The following is a 12,778-nucleotide window of genomic DNA, read 5'->3' on the forward strand; positions in this document are numbered from 1 at the left end:
ACCCTGACGCCTAGTCCAGGAGGCACCCGTGTACCTGCTGCGCCACGCCCGGCTCGTGTTGCCGGGAGGAGTCGTCCACGACGGCCGCCTCGCCGTCGACGGCGAATGGATCACGGAGCTGGGCACCGGCGCCAACGGCGGACCGCACGCGGACACCCAGGTGGTCGACCTCACCGGATACGTGATCGTGCCGGGCTTCGTGGACATGCACGTCCACGGCGGCGGTGGCGGCTCCTTCGGCGAGGACCTCGACCAGGCCCGCCGAGTCGTGGAGTTCCACCGCGCGCACGGCACCACGACCTCCATCGCCAGCACCGTGACGATGCCGCTGCCGGAGCTGGAGCGGGCCGTCGAGGCGCTCTCCGGGCTCGTGCAGGACGGGCTGCTCACCGGCCTGCACCTGGAGGGGCCGTTCATCAGCAAGGCCCGCTGCGGCGCGCACGACCCGGCGCTGCTGCGGGAACCCGACGAGCACGTCGTCGGCAAGCTGCTGGAGCGCGGGCACGGGGCCATCAAGATGGTCACGCTGGCGACGGAGCTCAACGGCGGCCTGCGGGCGGTGCGGCAGCTGACCGACAACGGCGTGATCGCCGCCCTGGGGCACACCGATTCCAGCTACGAGCAGGCGCGTGCGGCGATCGACGCCGGCGTCACCGTGGCGACGCATCTGTTCAACGCGATGCGCGGCCTGCACCACCGCGAGCCCGGGCCGATCGCCGCCATGCTGGAGTCGGACAACGTCGCCGTCGAGCTCGTCAACGACGGCCACCACCTGCACGACGCCGCCGTCGAGCTGGCCTTCCAGGCGGCCGGGCACTCGCGGGTCTCGCTGATCACCGACGCGATGAGCGCCGCCGGCGCGGGTGACGGCCGCTACCAGCTCGGCGAGCTGGCGGTGCAGGTCGTGGACGGCGTCGCCCGGCTGGAGGACGGCGGCTCCATCGCCGGCTCGACGCTGACGATGGACGCCGCCTTCCGGCGGGCCGTTCTCGTCAACGGGATCTCGTTGGAGCGGGCGGCGGTCGCCGCGTCCGGCACGCCGGCGCGGGTGCTGGGCATCGACGACCTCGTGGGGTCGCTGGAGGTCGGCAAGCGGGCGGACCTCGTGGTGCTGGACGACCAGCTCACCGTCGCCGGCGTGATGTCGCGGGGCCGGTGGGTCACCGAGGTCCCCGCACCCCTCACCACCGCCGACGCCCAGTAGTCCCGCTGTGCAGTGAAGGGGGCCTTGCCCGCGGTGAACGCGGGGAAGGCCCCCTTCCCGGCATCAGTGGTGGTGTTCGACGGCCACCTCGCGGACCCGGTGCCGGACCGCGAACCAGCCGAGGACCAGCAGCAGCACCACGCCCGGGATCGAGTAGATCATGATCCGGCCGGCCGGCACGTCCCAGTAGCTCAGGGCCAGCACCAGCACCAGGAAGCCCAGCGTCAGATAGTTGGTGACCGGGGCCCACGGCAGCCGGTAGGCCGGCCGTTCGACCTCCCCGCGCCGCGCCTTGCGCTGCAACGCCAGGTTGCACACCATGATCATCGACCACATGCTGAGGATGCCCAGCGCGGAGAAGTTCAGGGCGATCTCGAACGACTCCCCCGGCACGAACAGGTTCAGCACCACGCCGAGCACGTACACGCAGGCGGTCAGCAGCACGCCGCCGTAGGGAACGCCGCCGCGGCTCATCACGCCCAGGAACCTCGGCGCCGAGCCGGCAGCCGACAGCGAGCGCAGGATCCGGCCGGTCGAGTACAGCCCCGAGTTGACGCTGGACAGCGCGGCGGTCAGCACGACGATGTCCATGATGCCGGCGGCGCCGGGCACGCCCAGCGAGGACAGGAACGTGACGAAGGGGCTCACATTCTTGTCGTACGAGTTGGACGGCATGAGCATCACCAGCAGCAGCACCGAGCCGACGTAGAAGATCGCGATGCGCCAGCCGACGGAGTTGACCGCCTTGGGGATCACCTTGCGCGGCTCGGCGGTCTCGCCGGCGGCCACGCCGACCATCTCGATGGCCGCGTACGCGAAGACCACGCCCTGGAGGATCAGCACCGCCGGCAGCAGCCCGTTCGGGAAGAACCCGCCGTGCTCGACGATCAGCTGCGGGCCCGTCACGTTGCCGTTGACCGGGGTCCGCGAGATCAGCACCACGATCGCGGTGACCATGAACGCCACCAGCGCCAGCACCTTGACCGCGGCGAACCAGAACTCCAGCTCGCCGAACAGGGTCACCGACACCATGTTCACCGCGAGCACCAGCACCAGCGCGCCCAGCGCCGGGATCCACTGCGGCACGTCCGGCCAGAAGAACTGCACGTACTTGGCGGCCGCGGTGACGTCGGCGACGCCGCTGCACGCCCAGTTCAGGAAGTACATCCAGCCCACGAAGAACGCGGACTTCTCACCCAGGAACTCCCGCGAGTACGACACGAACGAGCCCGAGCTGGGCCGGTGCATGACCAGCTCGCCCATGGCCCGCACCACGAAGAAGGCGAACACGCCGGCCACCGCGTAGACGATCGCCAGCGACGGCCCCGCGGTGACCAGCCGGCCGCTGGCGCCGAGGAACAGGCCGGTGCCGATGGCCCCGCCCATGGCGATCATCTGCACCTGGCGGCTCTTCAGGCCCTTGTGATAGCCGGCGTCGCCGTCGTCGACGGCGACGATCTCCGAGGTGTTCGTCATGAGGTCCTCTCGCCCTAGCGGATTACGCCGTTTGTAGCAGAGGGGGCCGGCGGTCACCGCGCGGGTGGCGGAGTCACGGGACGAACGTGACATCCGTCCCGGGTGAACGGACTGTCGGGGGTGCATGGTTTGCTCGTGGACGTGAGTGAGACGACGGGCGTGCGGCTGCGGGCGCCACGGCACCCCATCAGCAAGAAGGCGATTCCGTACTGGACGGTGCGGGCGCTGCCGGGGTGGATCGTGCTGCTGGTCATCGAGGTGCTGGTGAAGGTCCTCCCGGACGACCCGCCCGGCGCCTGGCTGACCGTCGCGATCGTGGTGACGGTGGTGCTGGCGCTGGTGCACCTGGCGGTCATGCCCAGCTGGCGCTACCGCGTGCACCGCTGGGAGGTCACGCCGACCGCCGTCTACACCCAGTCCGGCTGGATCGACCAGGAGTGGCGGGTCGCGCCGCTGAGCCGGATCCAGACCGTCGACACCGAGCGCGGGCCGTTCGAGCAGATGTTCGGCCTGGCCAAGGTGACCGTGACGACCGCGTCGGCGGCCGGCCCGCTGCACATCCACGGCCTCGACCTCGACGTGGCGCGGCAGTTGGTCGACGACCTGACCGCCGCCACCGAGGCCAGCGAGGGAGACGCGACGTGAGCGAGCTGGAGGTCGCCGCCGCGCCGTCGCTGAACGAGCCGCCGGAGTGGTTGCGGCTCAACGGGTTGATGGTGATCGTCAGTCCGCTCAAGGAGGTCGTGCGGGCCGCGGTGCCGCTGGTCGTGGTGTTCTTCGCCGGCGGCGGCGCGCACAGCTGGGGGCAGTGGCTGAGCCTGCTCGGCGTGGCGCTGCTGATCGCGCGCGGCGTCACGCACTGGGCCACCGCCCGCTACCGCATCACCGACGACCAGGTCGAGCTCCGCTCGGGTCTGTTCAACCGGAAGACCCGGGCGGTGCCGCGGGACCGGATCCGCACCGTGGACATCACCTCGGAGTGGCAGCACCGGCTGGTCGGGCTGAGCGCGCTGAAGATCGGCACCGGCCGTCAGGACAAGGGCAAGGACGACGAGCTCGTCCTGGACGCCATCACCAAGGCGGAGGCGGAGCGGCTGCGCACCCTGCTGCTCACCAAGGTGGCCACCACCACCAGCACGGCACCGTCCGTTGTGGACGAACCCGCGCCGGCCGAGACCGAGCTGGTGCGGGTGGACCGCCGGTGGACGCGCTACGCGCCGTTCACCCTGTCCGGCATCGCGGTCGTCGCCGCGGCGTTCGGCACCGTCTGGCACTTCGCCAACGATCTGCACCTGCGGCCGGACGACATCACCATCGTGCGGACGGTCATGGACGCGGTCGGCACCGAGTCGCCGTGGCTGCTGATCCCGGGCGCGATCGTGGTGCTGCTGCTCATCGCGACGATCGCGTCGGTGGTCGGCTACATCCTGTCGTACTGGAACTTCTCGGTGACGCGCGAGGCCAGCGGCACCCTGCACATCCGGCACGGCCTGCTCAACACCCGGTCGGTGTCGATCGAGGAAGCGCGGCTGCGCGGCGTCGAGGTGAAGGAAACCCTGCCGCTGCGCCTGGTTCAGGGCGGCCGCGCCACCGCGGTGGTGTCCGGCCTGCGCACCGGCCGTGGCGACGAGCGCGGCGGCGGCCTGCTGCTGCCCGCCGCGCCGGTGGCGGAGGCGCACCTCGTCGCGGCGAAAGCCTTGCGGGAGCCCAAGGATCCGACCACCGCGCCGCTCACCCCGCATCCCCGGGCCGCGCTGCGCCGCCGGCTGACGCGGGCCGTCGTGTCCGTGCTGGCGCTGGCGGTGGTCGCGTGGATCGGCTACCAGCTGGACATCCTGCCGTTCTGGGTGTGGATCCTGTTCCTGGTGCTGACGCCGTTCGCGGCGTGGCTCGGCTACGACCGGTACCGAAGCCTCGGGCACACGCTGACCAACGGCTACCTCGTCACTCGATCCGGTTCGCTCGTACGGGAAACGGTTGCGCTGCGCAGCGACGGGATCATCGGATGGCGGGTGCACGCGTCGTACTTCCAGCGCCGCGCCGGCCTCGCCACGCTCGTCGCGACGACCGCCGCCGGGCGGGGCGGCTATCACGTCACCGACGCCGGCATGAGCCAGGCCTTGGCGTTCGCCGACGACGCCGTCCCCGATCTGGTGGCGCAGTTCCTCGAACGGACCACATAGGACGACGCCGCTGCTAGGGTCCGGGCCATGGCTTGGATCAGGGGGGTCGCCGCCGTGGCGGCGATGATGTTGGTGGGCGGGTGCGCCGGCATAGCCGGCCAGGCGCAACCACAACTCGGGGCGCAGCCGAAGGTCGCGCACCCGACCGACCGCGACGAGAACGCCGTGCTCGCCGGCCTGCGGAAACTCGACGCGTGCGCGTTGCTGGCCGGCGGCCCGCCGGTGCCGGTCGGTCCGCACGCGTGCAGCGCCGGCGGAGTCATGGCGGCTGTCGGCATGGACTCGGACTTCGGCCGCCGGTGGGGGATGAACCCGACCACGATCGGCGGCACGAAGGCGTACTGGGACAGCGGCGAGGCCGGTTGCCAGATGGACATCCCGGTGAGCTTCAAGTGGGCGGTCTACCTCAGGACCGGCGCGTCGGACAAGAACTGTGACAAGCTCAGGGCGGCCGCCGCGACCGCGATCGCCAAGCTCGGCAACCCCGACGCCGTGGCGGTGCCGGCGTCCCGGCCGTTCGCCAACTGGGACGGCTGCACGCTGCTGGAGAAGGCACTCGGCGGATTCGACGCCAAAACCAAGCTGCGCCACGACCTTGTCGATTCGCGGTTCGACACCTGCGGGGTCGGGGAGTCCCCCGCGCAGGACGGCACGATCGACATCACGTACGCCACGGATCCGTTGTCCGGCAATATCCCGACTCGCCGCCAGGTCGGCGACAAGACCGCCGCCATTTCCACTGGCGGCGGCGCCTGCACGGTGCTGTGGGGTGCCGGGCCGTCGGGCTCGGACCAGGAGCACGACACTGTCGAGATCGACGTGCGAGGAAGGACTTGCGACGCGGCGGTCGCGTTGGCCGTGAAGGCCCAGCAGGTGCTGGCTGGTCCGCCGCCGTCGAACGACAAGCCGCAGCGGCCCTTGCTGTACGGGACGAACGATCCGGACAGCGCCGCCGCCGGCGCGTGCGTGGACTTCCAGCATGGCGACGTGGACTGCGAGCCGTACCAGCCGATCACGCTGCCCTCGTCGTTCGCGGACTGGTTCGCCGGCTCCGACCAGAAGTCCATCAGCTGCGCCATTTCCGTGGATGCCGTGCGCGAGGTGTACGGCGACGCGTTCAAACCCGTGCTACAGGGCGACTTCTGCTACTACGTGGAGCCGACGCACGCGGTGCTGCTCCGCATCGACGTGTCGAAGCAGTTCCGGCCGGGCGACTACGGGAACCGGCCCGACCTGTACGCCAACGTGCAGACGACCACGGTGTCCGGCAAGCAGGCCAAGACGTTCACCGACAGCTTCAAGGCCGCGAAGCCCGCCGCGCCGACCTACCACGAATACGACGTGTACGTCTCGCCGTTCAACGACCTCGCCAAGGACGGCATGATCACCGGCCAGGCCGAGGCCACCGTGCCGCGCGGCGGCGACGTCACGAAGCCGATGGACGTCTCCCGGCTGCACGACCTCGACCGGGTGATGGCCAAGATCATCGCCAAGTACGTGCCGTGAGCGCGTCATCGCCCCATCCGGTGCGTGATTTCCCGAACCGGCCACATAGGACGACACCGCTGCTAGGGTCCGCCCCATGGCTTTGATCAGGGGGATTGCCGCCGTGGTGGCGGTGTTGGCACTGGGAGGGTGTGCCGGCGTCGCCGGCCAGGCGGAACCGGCACTGGGCGCCCAGCAGGGTGTGCAGCGTCCGGCGGACCGCAACGGTGACGCGGTGCTGGCCGCGATGCGCAAGCTCGACACGTGCGCGCTGATGACCGGCCAGGCGGTGCCGCTTGCGCCGCACTCGTGCGAGTTCAAGCAGGGCAATGACAAGATCGACGTGAGCGCCGGCATGGACTTCCCGTTCGGCGGCCACTACGCCGAGACGCCGATGACCGTCGGCGGCTCCAAGGCGTACATCCAGGACCTCGGCGAAACCGGCTACACCCGGCGATGCTGGGTGGACATCCCGGTCAGCTTCCAGTTCTCGGTGAAGGTGGACGCGCAGCTCGGCGACAATGCCGGCAATGCCTGCGACCTGGCCAAGACGGCGACCGCGACCGTGGTGTCGAAGCTGGGCAACCCGGGCGCGGTCACCCTGCCCGCGTCCCGGCCGCTGGCCAATTGGGACGGCTGCTCGCTGCTCGCCAAGGCGGTCGGCCAGCTTCCCGACAAGGCCAAGCTGGAGCTGGGCACCGGCAAGTCGAAGTTCGACTCCTGTCTGGTCAACCAGGAGGGCACCTCCGACAACGCCGCGGTCCAACTGGAGTACGGCACGGATCCGCTGGCCGGCCACGGGGTCAAACCGCAGCAGGTCGGCGACAAGACGGCGGATGTCGACGGCTCCGGGAGTTCGTGCTACGTGCGATGGGCTGTCGGTCCGTCCGGTTCGGACTCGGATCACAACACCGTGGTGGCCCAGGTGAGTCTGAAGGACTGCGACGCGGCGACCGCGCTGGCCGCAAAGGTGCAGAAGGCGCTGGCCGGTCCCTCGCCGTCCAGCGAGAACCCGCAACGGCCGCTCCTCTACGGCGCGAACGACCCCGACAGTGCCGAGGTCGGCGCGTGCTTGGACTTCCATGACGCCGACAGCACTTGCGTGCCCTACCAGCCGTTCACGCTGCCGTCCTCGTTCCAGGACTGGTTCCCCGCCGCCGAGGACTCGCCGGCGATCGGCTGCGCCGTCGCGGTGGACGCCGTCAAAGCGGTGTACGGCGACTCCTTCAAGCCCGTGGTGTGGGGCCAGCACTGCATCTTCGTCGAGCCGACGCACTCGATGATGATCATCATCGACGTGTCCACCGCCAACACGCCCGCCCGCTACGGCGTGCAAACCGACCTGTACGGCGACCAGACGACGAATCCCGTGTCCGGCAAGCAGGCCAAGGAATTCACCGGCACCGTCGCGAACGCCAGGCCCGGCGAGCCGGCCTACGACGAGTACGACGTCTATGTGTCGCCGTACAACGACATCACCAGGCCCGGCATGATCGCCGGCCAGGCTCACGCCTACCCGGCCCGGGGCGCCGCCCAGGACGCCAAGCCGGACATCTCCAAGCTGCACGACCTGGACCAGGTGATGACCAAGATCATCGCCAAGTACGTGCCCTGACGCGCGGAAGGGCCCCTTCCTCAAGGGGCCCTTCCTGACATCAGCCCTGGTTCTGCGGGAGCTGCTGCGGGGTCTGCTGCTGCGCGGCGGCCACGTTCTGCGCCACCAGCGCCTCCGCCTGCTCCTTGGTCAGCTCACCCACGAAGCCGCAGTACGTGCACTGCAACGTGTGTCGGGTGCTGATCGGGAACAGCGGGATGAAGAACAGCGTGAACTTGGTGGTGAACTTGCGCAGCGCGTGCGCCGCCGGATTGTGGCAGTTGTTGCACACCAACATGGTCATCAGCAGCTGCTGCACGTATCTGCGGGTACCCCAGATCAGCAGGAACACGTTTCTCCACCCCTAGATCGGACACGACACGAGTGACGCAGCCTACCGGCCTTGCCACCCGTCCGGGTCCACTCCGCCGGGAATCTCGGCGGACGGGTCGTACGGCTCCCGCGTGAAGATGAAGGTGGCCAGGTCCAGGTGGCTGAGCGAGCCGTCCGGGCGGCGCACCACCCGCAGCGTCTCGCCCGCGTAGTACCCGTCGAGCCCGATCCACGTCTCCCGCCCGACCGGCCGGAACCGCGACGCGCGCCCGCCGCCGGCGATCGGCGTCAGGCTGATCCAGCCGTCCCGCAGCAGCCGCAGCGACCGGCCGGCGGGACCCCAGTACCAGGTGCCGGTCAGGGCCAGCAGCTCCGGGTCGACCTCGGTCAGCGGCGCCCACTCGGCCGGCAGCTGCGGCTCCAGCGTGCCGACGATGTCGATCAGGTCGGTGCACAGGCCCGGGATGTCCGCGCCGGTGGTGGTGTTGGCCATGGCGATGCCGGCGGTGCCGCTCTCGGCGTGCGTCCACACCGTGGCCAGGAAGCCCGGCATGGAGCCGGTGTGCCCGGCGAGCTTGCGACCGCGGTTGCGGGCCAGCTGGAGGCCCAGGCCGTGCCCGCTGGTCCACTGCTCGGCGTCCTCGACGACGGCCGGCTCGCGCATCTCGGCCACGGTGTCGGGGTGCAGCACCGCATCCGTGTCGCCGCCGAGGAAGCGGGCCCAGCGCGACAGGTCGTTCAACGTCGACCACAGCTGGCCGGCCGGGGCCATCGCCACGGCGTCGTGTGCGGGCTCCGGCAGCAGCACGTCGGCCCAGGGGTGCACGGCGAAGCCGTCGGCGTGCGGCTTCTCCGGCATCGGTGTGGTGCGTGTCATACCGAGCGGTTGCAGGATCTCGGCGTTGAGCGCGTCCAGCCAGCTGACGCCGCGCAGCCGGGCCACCAGCTCGCCCAGCGCGCCGTAGCCGAGGTTGGTGTAGTGGAACTGCCGGCCGGGGCGGTGCTTGAGCTCGGCCTCGGTGACCCGCTCGGACAGCTCCGTCCACTCGACGCCGGGCGTGCGCTCCCACCACTGGCCCGGCGACTCGGCCGTGAGGCCGGCGGCGTGCGCGAGCAGCTGAGCCACCGTCACGTCGCCAAAGGCGGTGCCGGGCACGTATTTGCCGTACGGCGCGTTCAGCGCGACCTTGCCCTCGTCGCGCAGCCGCATCACCAGCACGGCGACGAAGGTCTTGGTGATGGAGCCGATCCGGTACTGGGTGTCGACGCCGGGCACCTCGCCGGCGACCCGGCCGCGGCCGCCGCTCCACGCGATGCGGCCGTCCCGCACGACGGCGGCGACGAGCGAGGGCACGCGCTTGGCGGCCTGCTCGCTGGCGAGACGCTGCAACAGGGCGCGCTCGGTGGTCGGCAGCAGGGGTTCGATGGGCACGCCGGATCCTTCCCGTCCATCAACACTCGTGGCAGCGGGCGAGCGGTTAGCCTGGCGGCCATGGCTCGCACCCGGCTCTACCGTAACGGCGTCCTGGCCGCCGAGGACTTCAACCCGGCGGACATCTCCGACCACCTCGAGGAACCCGGGGTGGCGATGTGGCTGGACATGTGCGAACCGGACGAATCCGACCTGCGCACCATCAGTGAGGAACTGGGCCTGCACCGGCTGGCCGTCGAGGACGCGGTGCACGAGCACCAGCGCCCCAAGCTGGACCACTACGAGTCACACCTGTTCCTGGCCGCATACCTGGCAACTGTGGATCCCGACACGGAGAGGCTGCGCACCAGCGAGATCTCCGTGTTCATCACGCCGACGACGCTGGTCACGGTGCGCAAGGACGACGGCTTCGACATCGGCAAGGTGCTGGCCCGCTGGGACACCAACGCCGACCTGGCCAAGAGCGGCGTCGGCTTCCTGCTGCACGGGGTGCTGGACTTCATCGTGGACAGCCACATCGACTCCGTGCAGCTGCTGGACGAGCGGATCGAGCAGATGGAGGAGGCGCTTTTCGAGGACGACGTGGACCTGCGGCCGCTTCAGCGCCGGTCCTACCAGCTGCGGCGCAGCCTGATGGGGCTGCGCAAGGTCGCCGGGCCGATGCGCGAAGTGCTGGAGGGCGTGCTACGGCACGGCTCGCACCTGGTGGACCGCACGATGAAGCCGTACTTCGGGGACGTGCAGGACCACGTGCTCAAGACCGCCGGCCGGATCGAGTCGCTGCGGGAACTCGTGGCGACGCTGCGCGAGACCGAGCTGACGGTGCAGGGCAACCAGCTGAACCTGATCATGAAGCAGGTCACCAGCTGGGCCGCGATCATCGCGGTGCCGACGCTGATCACCGGTTTCTACGGCCAGAACGTGACCTACCCGGGCATCAACACCGAGTGGGGCTTCTGGCTGTCGAGCGCGGTGATCGTCGTGGCCTCGGTCGGCCTGTGGTGGTTCTTCCGCCGGCGGGACTGGCTGTAGTACGGTGGGGTCGTGATCGCGCGTCGGAACATGAACTGGTGGCCCGCCTGGTAGGCGGCCCACTCCCACGCGCACCCCGCGGCCGTCTCATCCGAGGCGGCCTTTTCGTTTGCCCGCTGCGGTTGTGACGGCCCTTCTCGGAAGGACCTCACCCGTGCTGCTGGACCGGATCCTCGCCGCCGACACACCGTTCGCGCTGCTCCGCCGTTCGCCCGACGTCGTCGACGTGCTCGTCGGCGACGTCGTCGAGGTGGCCGGACTCGCTGACATTCCCTTGTCCGACAATGAAGTTCTGGCGATCGTGCCATACCGACAGATCTCCGAGCGCGGCTTCGAATGCGTGGACGACGGCGCGCCGCTACTGGCCCTGCGCGTGACCGATCGCGAAACCTGTACCTTGGACGAGGTTCTGGCGCGCGTCGGCGACGTGCCGTTCGAGCTGGCCGACGCCGGCTTCGACGTGGACGACGCCAGCTACGGCGAGATCGTGCGCAAGGTGCTCGCCGAGGAGATCGGCCAGGGCGCCGGGGCGAACTTCGTCGTCAAGAGGACCTACACCGCAGCGATTCCCGACTACAGCATCGCCACCGCGCTCGCCGTGTTCCGCCGGCTGCTGCTCGCCGAGCGCGGGGCGTACTGGACGTTCATCGTGCACACCGGGTCCCGGACGTTCGTCGGCGCCACACCCGAGCGGCACGTGTCCGTCGAGGACGGCGTGGCCATGATGAACCCGATCAGCGGCACGTATCGGCATCCCGACGGCCGCCCCGACCGGGCCGAGCTGCTGGCGTTTCTCGCCGACAGCAAGGAGACCGACGAGCTGTACATGGTCGTCGACGAGGAGCTGAAGATGATGGCCCGCGTCGGCAACCGGGGCGGCCGGGTGCTCGGGCCGTATCTCAAGGAGATGTCCCGGCTCACCCACACCGAGTACCTGCTCGCCGGAAAGACCACTTTGGACGTTCGGGACGTGCTGCGGGAGACCATGTTCGCACCCACGGTCACCGGCAGCCCGCTGGAGAACGCCTGCCGGGTGATCGCCCGCTACGAGCAGCGCGGCCGTGGATACTACGCCGGCGTGATCGCCCTCATCGGCCCGCACGGATCCTCTTTGGACGCACCGATCCTGATCCGCACCGCCGAGATCTCCCCCGCCGGCGAGCTTCGGGTCTCCGTGGGCGCCACGCTCGTCCGCGATTCCGTGCCGGAGAACGAGATCGCCGAGACCTACGCCAAGGCCGCCGGCATCCTCTCCGCGCTGCACGGAAAGTCCACACCGGACACTTCTGTCGCCTCGTTCGCCCAGGACGTCCAGGTGTTGGACGCCCTGGCCGCCCGCAACGACCGCCTCGCCCGGTTCTGGCTCGACACCCGCGACGACTCCGTTTCCGGGCCGTTCAGCGGCAAACGCGCCCTGGTCGTCGACGGCGAGGACACCTTCACCGCCATGCTCGACCACGTGCTACAGACGCTGGGCCTGGAGGTCACGATCGTCGCCCACGACTCCGCGCCGGCGATCGCCGGCTACGACCTGGTCATCGCCGGCCCCGGCCCGGGCGATCCCCGTGAGCACACCGACCCCAAGATCGCCGCCCTGCGCCGGATCGTCCGCGAGGTCCTGGAGTCGGGCATTCCCCTGCTGGCCATCTGCCTCGGCCACCAGGTGCTGTCGTCGCTGCTGGGGCTGGAGCTGATCCGCAAAACCCAGCCGTACCAGGGCATGCAGCGCTCCATCTCGCTGTTCGGCCAGCCGGAACGCGTCGGCTTCTACAGCACCTTCGTCGCCACCGGAACCGTGCCCGGCGTCGAGATCAGCGCCGACCCCGCCACCGGCGAGATCCACGCCCTGCGCGCCCCCGGCTTCGCCTCCACCCAGTTCCACCCCGAGTCGATCCTCACCGAACACGGCACCACAATCCTGGCCACCCTCCTCACCCACCTCCTCTGACCCCCGCGAGTCGCGCTCTCAGACACACCGAATGTCGGTTTCAGGCACATGCCCGAGACCTACATTCGGTGTGCTCCGCAGTGTTGATCTA

The 12,778-nt window shown here is 69.9% G+C and carries 10 protein-coding genes; 7 read left to right on the forward strand and 3 right to left on the reverse strand.

All coding sequences use genetic code 11. The features are described from left to right. The first annotated feature begins 28 nt into the window (after positions 1-28). Entirely contained in the window at positions 29-1,204 is a 1,176-nt protein-coding gene (gene nagA, locus BCF44_RS17775; protein WP_116175386.1) for an N-acetylglucosamine-6-phosphate deacetylase, read from the forward strand. Positions 1,205-1,267: 63 nt separating this feature from the next. On the opposite strand, the gene BCF44_RS17780 is transcribed toward nagA, so the two are convergent. Beyond that, positions 1,268-2,680, reverse strand: a complete 1,413-nt coding sequence (locus tag BCF44_RS17780) for an amino acid permease (RefSeq protein WP_116175387.1) — start codon at positions 2,678-2,680, stop codon at positions 1,268-1,270. Between the two features lie 141 nt (positions 2,681-2,821). Here BCF44_RS17780 and BCF44_RS17785 point away from each other — a divergent pair, with 141 nt between their 5' ends. The 4 genes from BCF44_RS17785 (at position 2,822) to BCF44_RS17800 (ending at position 7,963) form a co-directional block, all read left to right on the forward strand. Further along, positions 2,822-3,325 (forward strand): PH domain-containing protein, encoded by a 504-nt coding sequence (locus BCF44_RS17785; protein ID WP_246015187.1) that lies wholly within the window; start codon positions 2,822-2,824, stop codon positions 3,323-3,325. After that, a complete protein-coding gene (locus BCF44_RS17790) occupies positions 3,322-4,863 on the forward strand; it encodes a PH domain-containing protein (protein ID WP_342775612.1) in 1,542 nt (513 codons plus the stop codon). The genes BCF44_RS17785 and BCF44_RS17790 overlap by 4 nt, the downstream gene beginning before the upstream one ends. Before the next feature lie 27 nt (positions 4,864-4,890). Then, complete coding sequence (locus tag BCF44_RS17795; protein WP_116175388.1) at positions 4,891-6,369, forward strand: hypothetical protein; 1,479 nt, start codon at positions 4,891-4,893, stop codon at positions 6,367-6,369. A gap of 76 nt (positions 6,370-6,445) precedes the next feature. Continuing rightward, entirely contained in the window at positions 6,446-7,963 is a 1,518-nt protein-coding gene (locus BCF44_RS17800; protein ID WP_116175389.1) for a hypothetical protein, read from the forward strand. 40 nt (positions 7,964-8,003) lie between these two features. Here the strand turns inward: BCF44_RS17800 and BCF44_RS17805 are convergent, their stop codons facing one another. Then, positions 8,004-8,294 carry a zinc-ribbon domain-containing protein gene (locus BCF44_RS17805; protein ID WP_246015188.1) on the reverse strand — a complete coding sequence of 97 codons (291 nt, stop codon included), beginning with the start codon at positions 8,292-8,294 and terminating at the stop codon, positions 8,004-8,006. Positions 8,295-8,336: 42 nt separating this feature from the next. After that, positions 8,337-9,701, reverse strand: a complete 1,365-nt coding sequence (locus tag BCF44_RS17810) for a serine hydrolase domain-containing protein (protein WP_246015227.1) — start codon at positions 9,699-9,701, stop codon at positions 8,337-8,339. 66 nt (positions 9,702-9,767) lie between these two features. Here BCF44_RS17810 and BCF44_RS17815 point away from each other — a divergent pair, with 66 nt between their 5' ends. Next, complete coding sequence (locus tag BCF44_RS17815; RefSeq protein WP_116175390.1) at positions 9,768-10,739, forward strand: magnesium transporter CorA family protein; 972 nt, start codon at positions 9,768-9,770, stop codon at positions 10,737-10,739. A 154-nt stretch (positions 10,740-10,893) separates the two neighbouring features. Further along, positions 10,894-12,687, forward strand: a complete 1,794-nt coding sequence (locus BCF44_RS17820; protein WP_116175391.1) for an anthranilate synthase family protein — start codon at positions 10,894-10,896, stop codon at positions 12,685-12,687. The last annotated feature ends 91 nt before the right edge of the window (positions 12,688-12,778 follow it).

The organism is Kutzneria buriramensis, assembly GCF_003387475.1.
In the GTDB taxonomy this organism is placed as follows: Bacteria; Actinomycetota; Actinomycetes; order Mycobacteriales; family Pseudonocardiaceae; genus Kutzneria; species Kutzneria buriramensis.

Excerpts from the sequence above, each read along its gene's own strand:
- BCF44_RS17780 (WP_116175387.1), bottom strand. The coding sequence starts at position 2,680 with ATGACGAACACCTCGGAGATCGTCGCCGTCGACGACGGCGACGCCGGC.
- BCF44_RS17795 (WP_116175388.1), top strand. The coding sequence starts at position 4,891 with ATGGCTTGGATCAGGGGGGTCGCCGCCGTGGCGGCGATGATGTTGGTG.
- BCF44_RS17800 (WP_116175389.1), top strand. The coding sequence starts at position 6,446 with ATGGCTTTGATCAGGGGGATTGCCGCCGTGGTGGCGGTGTTGGCACTG.
- BCF44_RS17815 (WP_116175390.1), top strand. The coding sequence starts at position 9,768 with ATGGCTCGCACCCGGCTCTACCGTAACGGCGTCCTGGCCGCCGAGGAC.